The sequence below is a fragment of the uncultured Aquabacterium sp. genome (genome assembly GCF_913773725.1).
In the GTDB taxonomy this organism is placed as follows: Bacteria; Pseudomonadota; Gammaproteobacteria; order Burkholderiales; family Burkholderiaceae_C; genus Aquabacterium.
The window spans coordinates 1-16,661 of record NZ_CAJYGK010000003.1; the positions used below are offsets into that span (position 1 = coordinate 1).

Genomic DNA, 16,661 nt, shown 5'->3' on the forward strand with positions numbered 1-16,661 from the left:
CTTTCGAAGGCGCGTTGAAGTACGTCGGCAATCCTGACTTGATCAGTCGCACCCATTTCGCGCGCTACATGGTCGAGATCGGTGTGTGTGGCGATCCTCACGAGGTGTTCCGCCGCTACCTCACGGAAGGCAAGCCAGGCTTCGTGCCGCACCGCTGGGCCCGTCTGGGCGACGCGGTGAAGTGGATCACGGGCGCGGGCGGGGTGGCGGTGGTCGCCCACCCGGCCCGCTATGACTTCAGCCCGAACGAGGAATACGCCCTGTTCACGGAATTCAAGGGCCACGGCGGAGTGGGCGTGGAGGTGGTCACGGGCAGTCACACGGCTGCCGAATACCAGCGCTACGCCGACGTTGCCCGCGAGTTCGACCTGCTTGCTTCGCGCGGTTCGGATTTCCACGATCCGACCGAGAGCCATACCGACTTGGGCACCTTGCCCGATCTGCCCGGCACCGTCACCCCGGTGTGGGAAGCGCTGGCACACCGTATCCTGCGCGCCTGACAGGGTGCCGGGGGCGGGGGGGCTGGCGAAACGCGGTACGCTATCGGGCTCATGGCCCAATACTTCGAAGTCCACCCCGAACATCCCCAGGCCCGTCTGCTCAAGCAGGCCGCCGACATCCTGCACAAGGGTGGGATCGTTGCGCTGCCCACCGACTCGAGCTACGCGCTCGTGTGTCACCTGGACGACAAGTCTGCGGTGGACCAGCTTCGCCGCATCCGCGGCGTCGATGAGCGGCATCACCTGACGCTGTTGTGCCGGGATCTGTCCGAACTGGCCAGCTATGCGCGCGTCGACAACACGCAGTACCGTCTGTTGAAGCTCGGCACACCGGGCCCTTATACCTTCATCCTCGAGGCAACCAAAGAGGTGCCCCGCAGGGTGTCGCATCCTTCCCGGCGGACGATCGGCCTGCGCGTGCCCGAGCACGCGACCACACAGGCACTGCTCGAAATCCTCGGTCAGCCTCTGCTGGCCACCACCCTGATCCTGCCCGGCCAGGAAGAGGCGCTCAACGACGCGCACGACATCCGCGTCGCGCTGGAGAAGCGCATTCAGGCTGTTGTCGATGCCGGCGCCTGCCCGATGGCGCCCACGACCGTGATCGACCTCACCAGTGGAACGCCGGAAGTGCTGCGTGAAGGGCGTGGCGAACTGACACGCTTGGGCCTGGCCTGAAGCCCGAGAGGGCGCTCAAGGGCGCCGCACCGCCTCTGCCAGCCATCGGGCATCGAAGCCCAGATGCCACTGGCCCCGCACATGCATCAGCGGCACACCCGGTGCGCCTTGTGCTTCGAACCGGGTGCGGCACGATGGCGTCGTGTCCACATTGCACTCGCGCCAGCTGATGTCGTGGCGATCCAACCAGTAGCGCGCCTGCGCGCAATACGGGCAGGTCTGCGTGGTGAACATCTCGATCTCGCCGGGCGCCGCACCGGATCTCACCGCCTGCGCAATGTCACGGTCGCGCCACCGCGACCAACCTTCGGACGCCCCGGCCACCACCGCCAGCAACACCAGCAGACTCAGCCAGCTTTTGCGGCGAGGGCGGGTGTTCTGAGGGGGCGAAGCGTCGGGCTGCATCATGGTCAGGGCTGTTTGGGGGTGGCTTTCTGGCCGATCTTGCTTTCCTGGCCTTGAAGCAGCTTGCGGATGTTGGCCGCATGGCGCCAGATCAGCAGGGCGCTCATCAGGATCACCCCGGCCGTCATCGGGCCTTGACCCCAGCCCCAAACCTGGATGGCCGGGGCAGCCACGGCCGCGATCAGCGCGGCGAGCGACGAGTAGCGGGTGAGTGCGGCCACGCCGAGCCACACCAGCAGCACGAGGCCGCCCAGTCCGGGCGCAAAACCCAGCAGCACGCCGGCCGCCGTGGCCACGCCCTTGCCGCCGACAAAGCGGAAGAACACGGGCCACAGATGGCCGATGAAGGCCGCCAGGCCCACCACCGTCACGACCAGGGTGTCGAGGCCCAGTTGCTGCGCCACCACCACGGGCACATAGCCCTTCAGGGCGTCGAACAGCAGGGTCAGGATGGCCGCCCCCTTGTTGCCCGAGCGCAGCACGTTCGTGGCGCCGGGGTTGCCCGAGCCATAGGTTCGGGGGTCGGCCAGGCCGAACAGGCGGCTGACGATGACGGCAAAGGACAGGGAGCCGATCAGGTAGGCCGCCACGGCGCCGAGGGCGCACAACAGGGTGGGATCGAGGCTGGCGAGGTTCATTCCGGAGAGAGACGATGGCAACAGGGCGCCAGTGTAGTGGGTTGCCCCCGCTGACTGACGCCGACGCGCCCCATCATTGCGGGGCGCCGGGGTTTGCTCTGCCTCTCGAAGCAGACCTGGCGCCCGCACAATCCCGCTTTGCAGTTGAAACGACGAACCACACCAGACACCGGGAGCCCTCACCATGATCACCTACGACAAGCGGCCTTTGTGGCGACGGGCCGGCGTGTGGGTGGCCGCGTTGGGCGTGTGTGGGGCGGCGGCGGCATGGTGGTGGTCCGCGCGTGCGGTCGATGGCCACGTCGGGGCGCCCGGGCCGTCCGCCCGCTCCCCGTTGGCGGACGCGCCTCAGACGCTGTCCCCCGCGGTGCTCAACCCACCCCCAGTCGGTGCAGATGGCCGTCCGGCCGATTTCAACGCGGCGGAATGGTCCGCCCTGAAAGACGCCATGGCCGAGTCCGCCAATCCGCAGGCCGAGCTCCAGCGGGTTGTGGCTTACCTGCGGTTCCAACGCGGTTTCGAACAGTGGCAGGCCATGCAGGATCAGCCCGATGCGGCTTCCCGGCAGCGCCTGGGGCGCGGTCTGCTGGCGCAACTGCCGGACCGCGTCCAGCAGGGTGAGGTGACGCTGGGCGAGGCCATGATGCTCGGTACCGCGATCTGGGCGGACCTGGAAGACAGCGAAGCCCCGCGCAAGGCGCAGCTCGATGCCCTGAAAGCCCGGCTCGAGGCCGCCGTGCCCGTGCCGGACGCTGAACAGCAGGCGCGCGAGGCCGCTTTGCTGGCGGAATACAAGCGCAGGGAGGCCGCCATCGTGGCCGACTGGCAGGCCCGCCCGGCCGCGGAGCGCAGCCAGGCCCGGCTGGAAGAGGCACTGGAGGGTGCCCGGCGCGCGGTTTACGGCGGGCGAGATCGTTGACCGAGAGACGGGGCGAGGCGCCCCGTTGTTGCGCCGCCGCAGACCGGCGCGTGGCCCGATAGAATGCCTCGCACATGTCTGCCCCTCTCCTGACCTCGCGCCGCCTCGTCTGGCTGACCATCGGGTTCGTGCTGGCGGTGCTGCTGTGGTGGCATGCCGCCATCGTCGCGCCCTTCCTGCTGAGCCTGGTGCTGGCCTACGTGCTGCAGCCGGCCGTCCTGCGCCTGCAGCGGTGGCGGGTGCCGCGCGCCCTGGCCATCGGCCTGTGCCTGCTGGCGGTGCTTCTGCTGGCCGCCACGGTGTTCGTGCTGCTGGTGCCCATCGTCTCCAAGCTCACGCCCATGCTGCGCGAGCAGCTGCCGGATCTGCTCGTGGGCGTCTGGGGGCGCGTCGTGCCCTGGCTGTCCCAGTTCGGACTCAGCGTGCCTGCCACGGCGGACGAGCTCAAGGACTGGCTCGTCGCCTTCATGCAGGACCACGTCAGCCAGTGGGGCGGGGCCATCTGGAAGTCGGTGCTGGCCGGCGGCGGCGGCCTGATGTCGGTGTTCGGCATGGCCCTGCTGGTGCCCATGCTGGCGTTCTACTGGCTGCTTGATTGGGAGCGCCTGGGGCGCCAGTGGAGCAGGCTGGTGCCGCCGCGCTGGCGCGCACCCGGCCGAGCCGTGATGGCCGAATGCGATGAGCTTTTCGGGCAGTACCTGCGCGGACAGCTGTTGGTGATGGGCGTGCTGGCCGTGTATTACAGCGTCGGCCTCTCGGCTTTCGGCTTCAGCCTGGCGCTGCCCATTGGCGTGTTCACCGGGCTCGCCGTCTGCATTCCCTATCTGGGCTTTGGTCTGGGCATGATCCTGGCGTTGCTGGCCGGGCTGCTGCAGTTCGGCGCAGGCGAGCAAGGTGTGTGGTGGCCGCTGGTGGCGGTCGCAGTGGTTTACGGGCTGGGGCAGGTGGTCGAGAGCTTCTTCCTCACGCCCCGCCTCGTCGGCGAGCGCATCGGGCTGCACCCCCTGGGGGTGATCTTCGCGCTGATGCTGTTCGGGCAATGGATGGGCTTCTGGGGCCTGCTGATTGCGCTGCCCGTCTCGGCGCTGATGATGGTGCTGGGGCGCCGTGCCCTCCTGGCCTGGCAGGCGTCGCGCCTGTACCAGGCTGATTGATCCGGTCTGTCTGTTGTCAACATGAGTCACCTGGACTCGCTGCTGAGTCGTTCCGCGGGCGTGCAGCCCATGCGCCAGATCCCGCTGGACCTGGGGCCTGCCATCGTCCACTCCCTCGATGACTTCGTCGAGGGTGCCAATGCCGATCTGCTGGGCTGGCTGCGTGCCTGGCCGGCCGTGAGCGGCCCGGTGTCACCGGCCTACCTCTGGGGCCCGTCCGGCTCCGGCAAGACCCACCTCATGCGGGCCATGGTCGAGCACGCCCTGGGCAAGGGGCTGGGCGTCGTGTGGCTCAATGCCCAGACCTGCCAGATGTGGGATGCGGCCGACCCGCTGTCGCCCACGCTGGCCCTGATTGACGAATGTGAGCAGCTCGATGCCGACCACCAGCATCTGGCCTTCAACCTCTTCATCGAGTCCGCCAGCCCTTCGAGCCCGACCGAGACCGGGCCGCTGTTCATCATGGCGGCCGGCAACGTGCCGCCGGTGGACCTGCCCGTGCGCGATGACCTGCGCACCCGCCTGGGCTGGGGGCTGATCTTTGCGTTGCATCCGCTTGATGAAGCCGGCGTCCGCGATGCCCTGCAGCGCGAGGCCACCCGCCGCGGCATGGCGCTCGGCGAGGGCGTCCTGTCCTACCTGCTCACGCGCCACAGCCGCGACCTGGGCTTTCTGATGAACCTGCTCGACCGGCTCGACCGCTATGCGCTGGCCGAGCACCGCCTGATCACCGTGCCCCTGCTCAAGCAGATGCTGGCCGTGGAGACCCCATGAACCTTGCGCTATTCGACCTCGACCACACCCTGCTGCCGCTCGACTCCGACCACGAGTTCGGCGAGTTCCTCATCCGCCACGAGCTGGCCGACGGCGTGACCTACCGGGCGCGCAACAACGCCTTCTACGAGCAGTACTGCAACGGCACCCTGGTCCTGGACGAGTACATCGCCTTCACCACCAGCATCTGGCGCGAACTGGATGCCGAGGCCCAGTCCGCCCTGCAACAGACCTTCATGGAAGAGGTGATCCTGCCGGCCATCCACCCGCAGGCGGTCGAGCTGATCGAACGCCACCGCGCGCAGGGCGACCTGCTCGCCATCGTCACCGCCACCAACGAGTTCGTGACCCGCCCGATTGCCGACGCCTTCAACGTCGACGACCTGCTGGCCGTGCGCCTGGTACGCGACGTCGGCGGGCGCGTCACCGGCCAGATCGACGGCGTGCCATCTTTCCGTGAAGGCAAGATCACACGTGTGGAACAATGGCTGTCGGAGAAGGGACGACGGCTGAGCGACTTCGAGCGCGTCAGCTTCTACAGCGACTCCCCCAACGACCTGCCCCTGCTGGAGCGCGCCAACGACCCGGTGGCCACCAATCCCAGCCCCGCGCTGGAGACCGTGGCCCGTGAACGCGGCTGGCGCATCCTTCGACTGTTCGCATGATCAAGAGCCTGATAGACAAGATACTCGGCAAGAAGCCCCCCCGCCAGCGCGCTGCCGCGCCGGGCGCCAAGGCCGCCAAGCCCCCGCGCATCCCGGTGGGCAAGCGCGTGGACGTGCCCGCCAGCGAGCACGGGATCGACCCCAGCCTGGTGGACGAACGGGCCCGCAAGGTGGTCGAGACGCTGCAGGACGCCGGCTACGAGGCCTACATCGTCGGCGGCGCGGTGCGTGACCTGATCCTGGGCATGCGCCCCAAGGACTTCGACGTGGCCACCAACGCCACGCCCGAGCAGGTCAAGGCGCTGTTCCGTCGCGCCTTCATCATCGGACGGCGCTTCCGCATCGTGCACGTGGTGTACGGCCGTGGCCGCGAGCACGAGGTCATCGAGGTCTCCACCTTCCGCGCCTACATGGACGTGTCGGCCGCCGAGCAGGTGCAGGGCAACGAAAAGACGTCCAAGAAGGAACTGGCAGACAAGTCGCTGGTGGTGGACGCCAGCGGACGTGTGCTGCGCGACAACGTCTGGGGCCCGCAGGACCAGGACGCCGCCCGCCGCGACTTCACGATCAACGCGATGTACTACGACCCGCGCACGGGCGTGGTCGTCGACTACCACGGCGGCATCAAGGACGCCAAGAAGCGCGTGCTGCGCATGATCGGCGTGCCGGAAGTGCGTTACCGCGAAGACCCGGTGCGCATCATCCGCGTCGTCCGTTTCGCGGCCAAGCTCGGCTTCGAGATCGAACCCCGCACGCGCGAACCCATTGCGGAGATGGCGGACCTGCTGTCGAACGTGCCCCAGTCGCGCCTGTTCGACGAGATGATCAAGCTGCTGCAGACAGGCCATGCCACGGCGTCGCTCAACGAGCTGCGCAAGCAGGGTCTGGACCGCGGCGTGTTCCCGGTGCTGGATGCCGTCTTCGACGAGGCCCGCCGCCACCCGGGGCGCGACCAGTTCGTGCAGCTGGCCCTCAACGACACCGACCGCCGGGTGGGCGAGGGCAAGCCGGTGGCGCCCAGCTTCCTGCTGGCCTGCCTGCTGTGGCACGACGTGCTCGAGCACTGGAAGCGGAACCAGGCCCAGGGTGAGCCGCCGTTCCCGGCGCTGCAGTCGGCCACCGACGCCGTGTTCGACGCCCGCATCGGCGACATCTCCGGACGCGGCAAGCTGGCCGCCGACATGCGCGAGATCTGGACCATGCAGCCGCGTTTCGAGCGGCGTGTGGGCAATGGCCCGTACACGCTGGTCGAGCAGCCGCGCTTCCGCGCCGGCTTCGACTTCCTGCGCCTGCGTGCCCAGGCCGGTGAGCTCGACATGGAGCTGGCCACCTGGTGGGAAGACTTCTCCCTGGCCGACGACCACGAGCGCCGTCGCCTGCTGGACGAGGCACGCCAACTCGAGGTGCAGCGTCGCCAGAGCAAGGCGGCTGCCGGTGGCACCGAAGGCGAGGGCGGCGGTGACCCGGCCCGCAAGCGCCGCCGTCGCCGTCGCAAGCCGGCTGGCGAGCGTCAGGTCGACGTCGGGGCTGCGGAGTGAGCGTCAGCGTGCGCCGTGACGGCCTGCACATCAGCGGGGCTGCCGATGCGCTGAGCGCGGTTCCCCGGCACCTCGCCTTCGTGGGCATGGGGGGCAACCTGGGCGATGTCCGTGCCCGACTCGCGCGCGCGCAGGAGGATCTGGCCGCGCTGCCCGGCACCCGGCTGGTGGGCGTGTCGTCGCTGTATGAAACGGCACCTGTGGACGCCTCCGGCCCGGATTACCTCAACGCTGTGGCAGTGCTGGCGTCGGCACTCGGCCCCCAGGAATTGCTCGCGGCGTTGCTGGCCCTCGAAATCGTCCACGACCGTGAGCGCCCGTATCACCATGCGCCGCGCACGCTGGACCTCGACCTGTTGTGGTTCGGCGGAGCCACGCGGCAGTCCGCGACCCTGAGCCTGCCGCACCCGCGCATGATGGGCCGTGCCTTCGTGCTCGAGCCGCTGGCCGAGGTGCTGGCGCGCCTGGGGGACGACTGGCCGTGCGCCGATTGCCCGCCCGCCGCCGTCGGCCTGCCCCCGGAAGCTGAACGCGCCGCATTGCGGGCCGCTCAGCGTATTCGCCGTCTTTGAGGCGTGGTTTTGCTGCCCTGGCCACGAAATTGCGGCCAGACTGGCTGCGAATATCGCCATGCCAGCAATTTCGGGGTAGAATCTCAGGCTTTGTTGGTGGGGCTTCGTGCGTGTTTGCAAAGAAGTCCGCCGGCAGGCGCTGTTTTCGACGTTGCTGTGCACACCGAGCAGGTCAGATCCGTTTCCATCCGCGGAAACCGGAAACGGACCAGACCCGGGTGGCTTGAACAAGGCGAACCCTTCACCGGGTTTTGTGTGGCGACCAGAAGGCAGGCGGCTGGCGGCCACGTTCAAGCCCCGTTGAATGCATTCACACTGAAAGCGAATCTGTAATGACGACCATCCGTGTCAAGGAAAACGAGCCGTTCGACGTGGCCCTGCGCCGCTTCAAGCGCACCATCGAAAAGCTGGGTCTGCTGACCGAACTGCGCGCCCGCGAGTTCTACGAGAAGCCCACCGCTGAGCGCAAGCGCAAGAAGGCCGCCGCGGTCAAGCGTCATTACAAGCGCGTGCGCAGCATGCAGCTGCCCAAGAAGCTGTACTGATCCGCTTCCTGGACACCTTGTCGCACAATGCGCTGACACGGCGCAGCGAGTGACAAACAAGCCTGCATGGGGACGCCCAGGCAGGCTTTGTCGTTTCTGCGGTCCGTCGCTGCATGTCCCTGCTGCTCGCGCCGCTTTTTGACCCTTTTTCCGTCTCTTTCTCCGTCCCGGCTGCGGGACCTGCCCACCATGAGCCTCAAGCAACGCATCAACGACGACATGAAAGCCGCCATGCGCGCCAAGGAAGCCGATCGCCTCGGCACCATCCGCATGCTGCTGGCCGCGATGAAGCAGAAGGAAGTCGACGAGCGCGTGGAGCTGGATGACACCATGGTGGTGGCCATCGTCGACATGCTCATCAAGCAGCGCAAGGATGCCGCGCAGCAGTACGAAGCCGCCGCCCGCGCCGATCTGGCCGACAAGGAAAAGGCCGAGATCACCGTGCTCGAGGCCTACCTGCCGCAGCGCCTGAGCGCCGACGAGATCGCCGCCGCCATCCAGGCCATCGTCACCGAGCTGGGTGCATCCGGCCCTGGCGACATGGGCAAGGTCATGGGCGCCGCCAAACAGCGTCTGGCTGGGCAGGCCGACATGGGCCAGGTCTCTGCCGCCGTGAAGGCCGCGCTGGCCGGTTGACCTCCGCCTCCCACCGTTTCCCTCGTCACAAGGATCGATCATGAGCCAGTCCGTATCCCTCGCCCCGATTGCCGAAGACGTGTACGCCGCCCCCCAGCTGACGCCCGACGCCATGGCGGCGGCGGCCGAGGCCGGATTCAAGGCCGTGATCAACAACCGCCCTGACATGGAAGGCGGCCCCGAGCAGCCCACCAGTGCCGCCATCGAGGCGGCCGCGAAGGCCGCGGGGCTGGCGTACGCCCACCTGCCAGTCAACGGCGGCTACCAGTCTCCGGAAGAGATCGCCCGCTGCGCCGAGCTGCTCAAGACGCTGCCGCGTCCGCTGCTGATGTTCTGCCGCAGCGGCGCCCGCTCCACGCGCCTGTACCAGCAGGCGATCGCGCTCGAAGACTGAGCGGCACGCCCGACTCACCGGGCGACGCACGATGACAAGCCGGCCCGAGCCGGCGGGATTCTGGAGGAACAACCATGCAAGGCTATGTTCGCCTGATGGATGGCGTGGCGCGCGCCTGCGGCGTGCTCGCGGCCTGGGCGCTGCTGCTGGCCTGCCTGATCAGCGCCGGCAATGCCACCCTGCGCTACACCTTCAGCCTGGGCTCGAACGCCTGGCTGGAGGCGCAGTGGTACCTGTTCGGCTTGGCCGTCTTCGCCGGCGCACCCCTGTTGCTGCGGCTCAACGAGCACGTGCGGGTCGATGTGGTGTACGGAGGGCGCTCGCCGCGCACCAAGGCCTGGATCGACCTGCTCGGGCTGGCCCTCGTGCTGCTGCCCGTCTGCGTGGTGACGGCGTGGATGGCCTGGCCGTTCGCGGTGGAGTCCTACCTGCAGCAGGAGCATTCTCCCAGCGCGGGCGGGCTGCTGCGCTGGCCGATCAAGGCTGCCATCCCAGCAGGCTTCGCGCTGTTGGCCCTTCAGGGACTGGCCGAGCTGTTCAAGCGCGTCGCCTTTCTGCGTGGTGACACCGCCGCGGCCCGGGTGGATTACGAGAGGCCGCTGCAATGATCGAGATGCAACACCTGGCGCCGATCATGTTCGGTGCCCTCGTGGTCGCGATGCTGGTCGGGTTTCCGGTGGCGTTCACGCTGGCCGGGCTGGGCCTGGGTTTCGGGGCCTTTGCCATTTCGCAAGGCTTCTTTCCGGAAGCCTTCATGGCCAACCTGCCACTGCGTCTGTTCGGCATCGTGTCGAACGAGTTGCTGCTGTCCATCCCGTTCTTCACCTTCATGGGGGCGCTGCTGGAGCGCTGCGGTCTGGCCGAAGACCTGCTGGATGGCACGGGCCAGTTGTTCGGCGGCAAGCCGGGCGGCCTGGGCTTCGCCGTCATCGTGGTGGGGGCCATCCTGGGGGCCATCACGGGCACGGTGGCGGCCAGCGTGATCGCGATGGGCGTGATTTCGTTGCCCATCATGGCGCGCTATGGCTACAACATGCGCTACGCCACGGGCGTGATTGCCGCCTCCGGCACGATCACGCAGCTCATTCCGCCGTCCCTGGTGCTGGTGGTGCTGGCCGACCAGCTGGGCCGCTCGGTGGGCGACATGTACCTGGGCGCCATCGGCCCGTCGCTGTTGCAGACGGTGCTGTTCCTGCTGTTCACGCTGGCTGTGGCCGTATTCCGGCCGCAATGGGTTCCGGCGCTGCCGGAAAGCGCCCGCACCCTGCGCGGCTGGCCGCTGTGGCGCAAGGTGCTCTGGGGCATGCTGCCCTCCATCGTGCTGATCTTCCTCGTTCTGGGCACGCTGTTCATGGGGCTGGCCACACCGACCGAGGCCGGTGCGCTCGGGGCCGTTGGCGCCATGGTGCTCGCGGCCATGCACAAGCGGCTCAATCGCACGCTGATCTGGCAGGCCATGGACGCCACCATGCGGGTCACCACCATGGTGATCTTCATCCTGCTGGGCTCCAGCGTGTTTTCGCTGGTTTTCCAGGGCGTCGACGGCAACATCTGGATCGAGGACCTGATGTCGCACCTGCCGGGCGGCCCGGTGGGCTTCCTGATCGCGGTGAACATCTTCGTGTTCTTCCTGGCGTTCTTCCTCGACTTCTTCGAGATCGCCTTCATCATCGTGCCGCTGCTGGCCCCCGTGGCCGAGAAAATGGGCATCGACCTCGTGTGGTTCGGCGTGCTGCTGTGCGTGAACATGCAGACCAGCTTCATGCACCCGCCGTTCGGGTTTGCGCTGTTCTACCTGCGTGGGGTGGCCGACCAGATCTACAAGAGCGGCGCCATTGCCCGCCCCATTGCCTCACGCGACATCTACCTGGGCGCCATTCCCTGGGTGGTGATGCAGTTGATGCTGGTGGCCGTGGTCATCTTCTGGCCGCAGTCGGTGACGTACTGGCTCGACAAGGAGGCGAAGGTCGATCCGGACGCCGTGCGCATCGAGATGCAGATCGAGGACACGGGAGAGTCGACCGACGCGCTCACCCCGGCCGAAGAAGGTGCGTCGGCCCCTGAGACCGGGGAGGGCGTCGATGCGCCCCCGTCCTTCGATGTCCCGCCGCCCGAGGATCAGGCTGCATCAGGAGCCGGCTCAGCGCGCGTGGCCAGGTAGGCGCTCAGCCCGACCAAAGCGGCCACAACGAACCACATGACGGGGCTCGGACCGAGCGCGGTTGCCGTGATGGCGGCACTGAGCGCGATGCCACCGACCGCTGCCAGCTTGCCCCGGCGGGTGATCTGGCGGTTCTCGATCCACAGCCTGAGGCTGCGACCGTAGCGGGGGTGGTTCAGCAGACGCTCGCGCATGGCCGGGTCGCCCTTGCCATACGCCCACACGCCGATGAGCAGGAACACGGTGGTGGGCAGGAGTGGGATGAAGGCGTTGATGACGCCGACGGCCATGCTGAGCATGCCGACCGTGCGCCAGGTCCGTTCCAGCGCAGGCTGACTCCAGTCGGCCCGCCAGTGGCGCTGGTTGCCAGAGGATGATGCGTGGGCGTGGTGCATGGCCTTCGCTCCGTGTGTCATTCGCTCCCAGTCTGCCTGAAAAACGAGACACGGTGGTGCGGGTGACCCCGCTGCGAACTCGCCCGGGCCCCGCTCGAAGGGCCTGCCGTGAAATGCGACCTGGTCGCGGTTCAGTCGTGCGGGCAGGGATGCAGGTGCACGGCCAGCCACACCGTGCCTGCCGCAGTGCGCAGCACGGTGTGCGGGGTGCCCGCAGGCAGAAACACGTGGTCGCCGGGCCGCAGCGTGTGCCGGGTGCCCGAGACCTCGAGGTCGGCTTCGCCCTGAAGCAGCACCACCCACTCGTCCTGCGCCTGTTCGTAGGGCGTGGGCGTGATGACGTCCGAACTGACGATGCGTTCGACCACCAGGTTGCGGTGACGCAGCACCACGTCGAAGCGCTCGCCGCGCTCGGGTGGTGCGGCGTCCGCAAACAGGTTGGTCAGGGCGCTCATGAGACCCTGCTGGTCCGCGCTGTGGCCGATGCAGCCCCGGTCACAGCTTGGCAGCCTGCATGTAGCGGTCGAACGTGGCCTCGGTGAAGCGGAACCACAGGTTCTGGTCTGCGCGGAACTTGCTGTAGTCGGCGTACACCTTCTTCCAGGACGGGTTCTTGTTGTTCAGGTCGTTGCAGATGTCCATCGTGGCCTTGAAAGCCGCGTCCAGCACGGGCTTGGGCATCTGCACCAGCTTGGTCTTGGCGGCCACCAGTTGCTTGAGCGCCAGCGGGTTGCGTGCGTCGTAGCGCGCCTGCATCTCGACGTGGGCGTGCGACGCAGCGGCTTCCACCATGGCCTTGTAGTCGGCGCTCAGGCTGTTGAAGGCCTTCTGGTTGATGAAGAAGTCGAGTTGCGGGCCGCCTTCCCACCAGCCAGGGAAGTGGTAGTTCGGCGCCACCTTGTAGAAGCCCAGCTTCTGGTCGTCATAGGGGCCGACCCACTCGGCCGCGTCGATCGTGCCTTTTTCCAGGGCCTGGTAGATCTCGCCGCCGGGCAGGTTCTGCGGCACCACGCCGAGTTGCTCCATCACGCGCCCTGCGAAGCCGGCCACGCGCATCTTCAGGCCCTTCATGTCGGCCAGGCTGGTGATGGGCTTGCGGTACCAGCCACCCATCTGCGCGCCCGTGTTGCCGCCCGGGAAGTTGATGATGTTGTAGCGGGCGTAGAACTCTCGCATCAGCGTCAGCCCGTTGCCTTCGAACATCCAGGCGCTCATCTGGCGCGAGTTCAGGCCGAACGGGATGGCGCAGCCGATGGCGAAGGTTTCATCCTTGCCGACGAAGTAGTAGGGCGCCGTGTGCGCCATCTCGACCGTGCCGGCCTGCACGCCGTCGACCACGCCGAACGGAGGCATCAACTCGCCGGCTGCGTGGATCGAGATCTGGAACTTGCCGCCCGACATCTCGGACACCTTCTTGGCGAAGACCTCGGAGGCGCCGTAGATGGTGTCGAGCGACTTGGGGAAGCTGGAGGCCAGGCGCCAGCGCACATTGGCCTGCGCGTGGACGATGGCGGGGGCGGCACCAGCGGCCAGCACGCCGGCGAGGCCGGCACCGTGGATGAAGCGGCGGCGTTCCATGTGGGAAGGGCTCCTGTCGAATCGGTTCTGAGGGACAACTCGGGCGATTCTAGGGAGCCCCGCTGCGCCGCCGGGCGATCAGGCGATGGTGTTTACCCGCACGCCGTGCGGGCAGTGCCGTGCCTCAGTGCCCGGCGATCTTCATCTTCTCGATCAGCACCGAGCCGACCGTCTTGCTGCCGTAGGTGTAGGCATCGGCGCCAATGGCCACGATCTGCTGGAACATCTCGCCCAGGTGGCCGGCAATGGTGATCTCGTGCACGGGGAACTGGATCACGCCGTTCTCCACCCAGTAGCCCGCCGCGCCGCGCGAATAGTCGCCGGTCACGTAGTTCACGCCCTGGCCCATGAGTTCGGTGACGAACAGGCCGGTGCCCAGCTTCTTGAGCATGGCCTTGAGGTTGTCCTTCGGGTCGGTCAATTTGCTGAGCATCACCAGGTTCTGCGAGCCGCCGGCATGGCCGGTGGTCTTCATGCCCAGCTTGCGCGCCGAATAGCTCGACAGGAAGTATCCCTGCGTGACGCCGGCCTTGACCACGCGGCGCTTGCGCGTGAGCACGCCTTCGTCGTCGAACGGGGCGCTGCCCTTGCCCTTGAGGATGTGCGGGTCTTCGATGATGTCGATGTGCTTTGGGAAGACGGGCTTGCCCAGGCTGTCGAGCAGGAAGGTGGCCTTGCGGTAGAGCGCGCCACCGCTGGTGGCCTGCACGTAGGCGCCCAGCAGGCCGGCGGCCAGCGTGCTTTCGAACAGCACCGGCACTTCACAGGTGGCGATCTTGCGCGACTTCAGCCGCGACAGCGCGCGCTCGGCCGCATAGCGGCCCACCGCTTCGGGCTTGGCCATGTCGCGGGCATCGCGCTCGGAGGTGTACCAGAAGTCGCGCTGCATGTCGTTGCCACGCCCGGCAATGGGCGACACCGACAGCGAGTGGCGCGAGCTGGCATAGCCGCCGCGGAAGCCGCGCGTGTTGCCGGCAAAGAAGTGCGACTGCTGGGCCGACACGCCGGCGCCTTCGGAGTTGGTGATGCGCTTGTCGACCACCAGGGCGGCCTCTTCGCAGCGGCGGGCGAGTTCGGCCGCGCCTTCGGCGTCGATGGCCCAGGGGTGGAACAGGTCCAGATCGCGCTTGGCCGCGCGACCCAGGGCCAGGTCGTCCGCATCGGGCAGGCCGGCGGCTGGGTCTTCGGCGGTGTAGCGGGCGATGTCGTAGGCGGCCCGCACGGTTTGCTCCAGCGCCTCGGGCGAGAAGTCGGACGTGCTGGCGTTGCCGCGGCGCTGGCCCACATAGACGGTCACGCCGATGGTCTTGTCGCGGTTGCGCTCGACGTTCTCGAGCTTGCCCTTGCGGACCGACACCGACAGGCCCATGCCTTCGGAGACCTCGGCGGCGGCATCGCTGGCGCCCAGCTTCTTGGCCAGGCCCAGGGTGTCTTCGATCAACTGCTGGAACTGTTCGCGGCTGTACGCAAAGCCGTTGGACTGCGAAGCGGAGGTCTTGCCGGAGGAGGACTTGCTGTTCTTGGCGGCCATGTTGTGGTCTGGTGTAGAGGGCCCCCGTATCATAGCGACCACATGAATCCGAAACATTTTGATCAAGACGCCGGTGTGGACGGTGGTGACGACCCGTTTGGCGGCCGTCCGAGCAAGAGCGCGCTCAAGCGCATGAGCCACGACCTGCAGGCCCTGGGCAAGCAGCTGCTGGAGATGCCCGATTCGCGCCTGGACGACATCCCGATGCCGGAGCGGTTGCGCGATGCCCTGGCCAACTACAAATCCACGCGATCCTTCGAGGGAAAGCGGCGCCAGCTGCAGTTCATCGGCAAGGTGATGCGCGAGGTCGATCCCGAGCCCCTGCGCGAAGCCGTGGCCGAGTTCCAGATGGGCCATGCCCGCAATGCGCTGGAGCTGCACCAGGCCGAACGCTGGCGTGCCGAGCTGCTGAGCGACGACAAGGACGTCGTCACGCGCTGGGTGGCCGAGCACCCGGACACCGACGTGCAGCAGCTGCGCGCCCTGATTCGCAACGCCCGCAAGGACCAGGCGGCCGAGCCCGACAAGCGCAATGGCCGCGCTTTCCGCGAGCTGTTCCAGTTCATCAAGCAGGCGATGATGGCCGACGGTGAACCGCCTGCGATGTCGTCCGATGCCGGCGACCAGTCAGACGACTGAAGGGGCTTGACCGTGACATCCGATCTCGTGCTGGACGCCGTGCGCATCGGCGTCGTCTCCATCAGCGACCGCGCCAGCAGTGGCGTCTACGAGGACAAGGGGCTGCCCGCCTTGCAGGACTGGCTGGGCCGCGCGGTGCGCAATCCGGTCACGTGGGTGCCGCGGTTGATTGCCGACGAGCGCGCCCTGATCGCGCAGACCCTGCGCGAACTGGTGGACGAAGAAGGCTGCCATCTGGTGCTGACCACCGGGGGCACGGGCCCGGCGCTGCGCGATGTGACGCCGGAGGCCACGCTCGACGTGGCCGACAAGGAAATGCCCGGGTTTGGCGAGCAGATGCGCCAGATCAGCCTGCGCTTCGTGCCGACCGCCATCCTGTCGCGGCAGACGGCGGTCATCCGCAAGCAGGCGCTGATCCTCAACCTGCCGGGGCAGCCCAAGTCCATCGCGGAGACGCTGGAAGGCCTGCGAGACGCTGAAGGGCGTGCCGTTGTGCCCGGCATCTTCGCAGCGGTGCCGTACTGCATCGATCTGATCGGTGGCCCCTACATCGAGACCGATTCCGCGGTGTGCGAGGCCTTCCGGCCGAAATCGGCCCGTCGCCCGTCACCCGGCCTTCAGGCCTGAGTTTCCGTCTCCGGCGATCCGGGCGGCAGGCCCAGGTTCGCCAGTTCGCGCTGCACAGCGTCGATGATGCGGGCGCGCAGCCACTGGTTGGCGGGGTCGTCCTCCATGGCGGCGTGCCAGTACAGATGGGCGTCCAGCTGGGCCGGGCTCAGCGGGAAGTCGTGCAGCACGTTGTCGAAGTGCTGGTTGGCCACGCGGGCGTACTGCTGCGGCATGGTCAGCAGCATGTCTGTCTGGCTGACGACGCGGCAGGCCGCAAAATAGTGCCGGCAACGCAGGCCGATCTGGCGGCGCAGCCCTTGCCGGCTCAAC

21 protein-coding genes and 1 pseudogene are annotated in these 16,661 nt (G+C 67.6%); 15 read left to right on the forward strand and 7 right to left on the reverse strand.

Annotated features, from left to right (window positions below):
• Together QZ709_RS00080 and QZ709_RS00085 are read left to right on the forward strand one after the other, a co-directional pair.
• A pseudogene (locus QZ709_RS00080) lies at window positions 1-500 on the forward strand (phosphatase); the annotation flags it as partial.
• 51 nt (window positions 501-551) lie between these two features.
• Window positions 552-1,178 carry an L-threonylcarbamoyladenylate synthase gene (locus QZ709_RS00085; RefSeq protein ID WP_294635395.1) on the forward strand — a complete coding sequence of 209 codons (627 nt, stop codon included), beginning with the start codon at window positions 552-554 and terminating at the stop codon, window positions 1,176-1,178.
• 15 nt (window positions 1,179-1,193) lie between these two features.
• Here QZ709_RS00085 and QZ709_RS00090 read toward each other — a convergent pair whose 3' ends face one another.
• Window positions 1,194-1,586: a glutaredoxin family protein gene (locus QZ709_RS00090; RefSeq protein ID WP_294635396.1), complete on the reverse strand. Its 393-nt coding sequence runs from the start codon at window positions 1,584-1,586 to the stop codon at window positions 1,194-1,196.
• A gap of 2 nt (window positions 1,587-1,588) precedes the next feature.
• On the reverse strand, window positions 1,589-2,194 hold the full coding sequence (gene plsY, locus QZ709_RS00095) for a glycerol-3-phosphate 1-O-acyltransferase PlsY (protein ID WP_366937128.1): 606 nt from the start codon (window positions 2,192-2,194) through the stop codon (window positions 1,589-1,591).
• Window positions 2,195-2,405: 211 nt separating this feature from the next.
• Between plsY and QZ709_RS00100 the strand changes: the two genes are divergently transcribed.
• From QZ709_RS00100 to QZ709_RS00150, 11 genes are all read left to right on the forward strand, one after another.
• Window positions 2,406-3,140 carry a hypothetical protein gene (locus tag QZ709_RS00100; protein WP_294635398.1) on the forward strand — a complete coding sequence of 245 codons (735 nt, stop codon included), beginning with the start codon at window positions 2,406-2,408 and terminating at the stop codon, window positions 3,138-3,140.
• A gap of 74 nt (window positions 3,141-3,214) precedes the next feature.
• Entirely contained in the window at window positions 3,215-4,294 is a 1,080-nt protein-coding gene (locus QZ709_RS00105) for an AI-2E family transporter (protein ID WP_294635399.1), read from the forward strand.
• A 21-nt stretch (window positions 4,295-4,315) separates the two neighbouring features.
• Window positions 4,316-5,068, forward strand: coding sequence for a DnaA regulatory inactivator Hda (locus tag QZ709_RS00110; protein ID WP_294635400.1), 753 nt, complete (start codon window positions 4,316-4,318; stop codon window positions 5,066-5,068).
• Window positions 5,065-5,733 carry an HAD family hydrolase gene (locus tag QZ709_RS00115; RefSeq protein WP_294635401.1) on the forward strand — a complete coding sequence of 223 codons (669 nt, stop codon included), beginning with the start codon at window positions 5,065-5,067 and terminating at the stop codon, window positions 5,731-5,733. Before QZ709_RS00110 ends, QZ709_RS00115 begins: the two co-directional genes overlap by 4 nt.
• Window positions 5,730-7,271: a polynucleotide adenylyltransferase PcnB gene (gene pcnB / locus QZ709_RS00120; RefSeq protein WP_294635402.1), complete on the forward strand. Its 1,542-nt coding sequence runs from the start codon at window positions 5,730-5,732 to the stop codon at window positions 7,269-7,271. The genes QZ709_RS00115 and pcnB overlap by 4 nt, the downstream gene beginning before the upstream one ends.
• Window positions 7,268-7,843, forward strand: a complete 576-nt coding sequence (gene folK, locus QZ709_RS00125) for a 2-amino-4-hydroxy-6-hydroxymethyldihydropteridine diphosphokinase (protein WP_294635403.1) — start codon at window positions 7,268-7,270, stop codon at window positions 7,841-7,843. The genes pcnB and folK overlap by 4 nt, the downstream gene beginning before the upstream one ends.
• A gap of 332 nt (window positions 7,844-8,175) precedes the next feature.
• The gene (rpsU, locus tag QZ709_RS00130) at window positions 8,176-8,388 is read left to right on the forward strand and encodes a 30S ribosomal protein S21 (RefSeq protein ID WP_012346814.1); all 213 of its coding nucleotides are present in this window, start codon (window positions 8,176-8,178) and stop codon (window positions 8,386-8,388) included.
• A gap of 189 nt (window positions 8,389-8,577) precedes the next feature.
• On the forward strand, window positions 8,578-9,024 hold the full coding sequence (locus QZ709_RS00135) for a GatB/YqeY domain-containing protein (RefSeq protein WP_294635404.1): 447 nt from the start codon (window positions 8,578-8,580) through the stop codon (window positions 9,022-9,024).
• Window positions 9,025-9,064: 40 nt separating this feature from the next.
• On the forward strand, window positions 9,065-9,418 hold the full coding sequence (locus QZ709_RS00140; RefSeq protein WP_294635405.1) for a TIGR01244 family sulfur transferase: 354 nt from the start codon (window positions 9,065-9,067) through the stop codon (window positions 9,416-9,418).
• 74 nt (window positions 9,419-9,492) lie between these two features.
• The gene (locus tag QZ709_RS00145; RefSeq protein ID WP_294635406.1) at window positions 9,493-10,026 is read left to right on the forward strand and encodes a TRAP transporter small permease subunit; all 534 of its coding nucleotides are present in this window, start codon (window positions 9,493-9,495) and stop codon (window positions 10,024-10,026) included.
• The gene (locus tag QZ709_RS00150) at window positions 10,026-11,579 is read left to right on the forward strand and encodes a TRAP transporter large permease subunit (protein ID WP_294635413.1); all 1,554 of its coding nucleotides are present in this window, start codon (window positions 10,026-10,028) and stop codon (window positions 11,577-11,579) included. The genes QZ709_RS00145 and QZ709_RS00150 overlap by 1 nt, the downstream gene beginning before the upstream one ends.
• On the opposite strand, the gene QZ709_RS00155 is transcribed toward QZ709_RS00150, so the two are convergent.
• From QZ709_RS00155 to pmbA, 4 genes are all read right to left on the reverse strand, one after another.
• Window positions 11,537-11,974, reverse strand: coding sequence for a YbaN family protein (locus QZ709_RS00155; RefSeq protein WP_294635407.1), 438 nt, complete (start codon window positions 11,972-11,974; stop codon window positions 11,537-11,539). The genes QZ709_RS00150 and QZ709_RS00155 overlap by 43 nt on opposite strands.
• A 131-nt stretch (window positions 11,975-12,105) precedes the next feature.
• Window positions 12,106-12,429, reverse strand: a complete 324-nt coding sequence (locus QZ709_RS00160) for a cupin domain-containing protein (protein ID WP_294635408.1) — start codon at window positions 12,427-12,429, stop codon at window positions 12,106-12,108.
• A gap of 40 nt (window positions 12,430-12,469) precedes the next feature.
• Window positions 12,470-13,552, reverse strand: coding sequence for a TRAP transporter substrate-binding protein (locus QZ709_RS00165; protein ID WP_294635409.1), 1,083 nt, complete (start codon window positions 13,550-13,552; stop codon window positions 12,470-12,472).
• Window positions 13,553-13,676: 124 nt separating this feature from the next.
• Window positions 13,677-15,083: a metalloprotease PmbA gene (gene pmbA / locus QZ709_RS00170; protein ID WP_294635410.1), complete on the reverse strand. Its 1,407-nt coding sequence runs from the start codon at window positions 15,081-15,083 to the stop codon at window positions 13,677-13,679.
• 42 nt (window positions 15,084-15,125) lie between these two features.
• On the opposite strand from pmbA, the gene yjgA reads away from it, so the two are divergent.
• Window positions 15,126-15,722, forward strand: a complete 597-nt coding sequence (yjgA, locus tag QZ709_RS00175; protein ID WP_294635411.1) for a ribosome biogenesis factor YjgA — start codon at window positions 15,126-15,128, stop codon at window positions 15,720-15,722.
• A gap of 12 nt (window positions 15,723-15,734) precedes the next feature.
• A complete protein-coding gene (gene mog / locus QZ709_RS00180) occupies window positions 15,735-16,349 on the forward strand; it encodes a molybdopterin adenylyltransferase (protein ID WP_294635412.1) in 615 nt (204 codons plus the stop codon).
• Here mog and QZ709_RS00185 read toward each other — a convergent pair.
• The coding region (locus tag QZ709_RS00185) for a LysR substrate-binding domain-containing protein (protein ID WP_366937127.1) at window positions 16,340-16,661 on the reverse strand (322 nt) is incomplete at its 5' end. The genes mog and QZ709_RS00185 overlap by 10 nt on opposite strands.

What these genes read in the sequence shown, in the direction of transcription:
- QZ709_RS00085 (WP_294635395.1), top strand. Translation starts at nt 552, where the DNA reads ATGGCCCAATACTTCGAAGTCCACCCCGAACATCCCCAGGCCCGTCTG.
- QZ709_RS00090 (WP_294635396.1), bottom strand. Translation starts at nt 1,586, where the DNA reads ATGATGCAGCCCGACGCTTCGCCCCCTCAGAACACCCGCCCTCGCCGC.
- QZ709_RS00100 (WP_294635398.1), top strand. Translation starts at nt 2,406, where the DNA reads ATGATCACCTACGACAAGCGGCCTTTGTGGCGACGGGCCGGCGTGTGG.
- QZ709_RS00105 (WP_294635399.1), top strand. Translation starts at nt 3,215, where the DNA reads ATGTCTGCCCCTCTCCTGACCTCGCGCCGCCTCGTCTGGCTGACCATC.
- QZ709_RS00110 (WP_294635400.1), top strand. Translation starts at nt 4,316, where the DNA reads ATGAGTCACCTGGACTCGCTGCTGAGTCGTTCCGCGGGCGTGCAGCCC.
- QZ709_RS00115 (WP_294635401.1), top strand. Translation starts at nt 5,065, where the DNA reads ATGAACCTTGCGCTATTCGACCTCGACCACACCCTGCTGCCGCTCGAC.
- pcnB (WP_294635402.1), top strand. Translation starts at nt 5,730, where the DNA reads ATGATCAAGAGCCTGATAGACAAGATACTCGGCAAGAAGCCCCCCCGC.
- rpsU (WP_012346814.1), top strand. Translation starts at nt 8,176, where the DNA reads ATGACGACCATCCGTGTCAAGGAAAACGAGCCGTTCGACGTGGCCCTG.
- QZ709_RS00135 (WP_294635404.1), top strand. Translation starts at nt 8,578, where the DNA reads ATGAGCCTCAAGCAACGCATCAACGACGACATGAAAGCCGCCATGCGC.
- QZ709_RS00140 (WP_294635405.1), top strand. Translation starts at nt 9,065, where the DNA reads ATGAGCCAGTCCGTATCCCTCGCCCCGATTGCCGAAGACGTGTACGCC.
- QZ709_RS00145 (WP_294635406.1), top strand. Translation starts at nt 9,493, where the DNA reads ATGCAAGGCTATGTTCGCCTGATGGATGGCGTGGCGCGCGCCTGCGGC.
- QZ709_RS00155 (WP_294635407.1), bottom strand. Translation starts at nt 11,974, where the DNA reads ATGCACCACGCCCACGCATCATCCTCTGGCAACCAGCGCCACTGGCGG.
- QZ709_RS00160 (WP_294635408.1), bottom strand. Translation starts at nt 12,429, where the DNA reads ATGAGCGCCCTGACCAACCTGTTTGCGGACGCCGCACCACCCGAGCGC.
- QZ709_RS00165 (WP_294635409.1), bottom strand. Translation starts at nt 13,552, where the DNA reads ATGGAACGCCGCCGCTTCATCCACGGTGCCGGCCTCGCCGGCGTGCTG.
- pmbA (WP_294635410.1), bottom strand. Translation starts at nt 15,083, where the DNA reads ATGGCCGCCAAGAACAGCAAGTCCTCCTCCGGCAAGACCTCCGCTTCG.
- yjgA (WP_294635411.1), top strand. Translation starts at nt 15,126, where the DNA reads ATGAATCCGAAACATTTTGATCAAGACGCCGGTGTGGACGGTGGTGAC.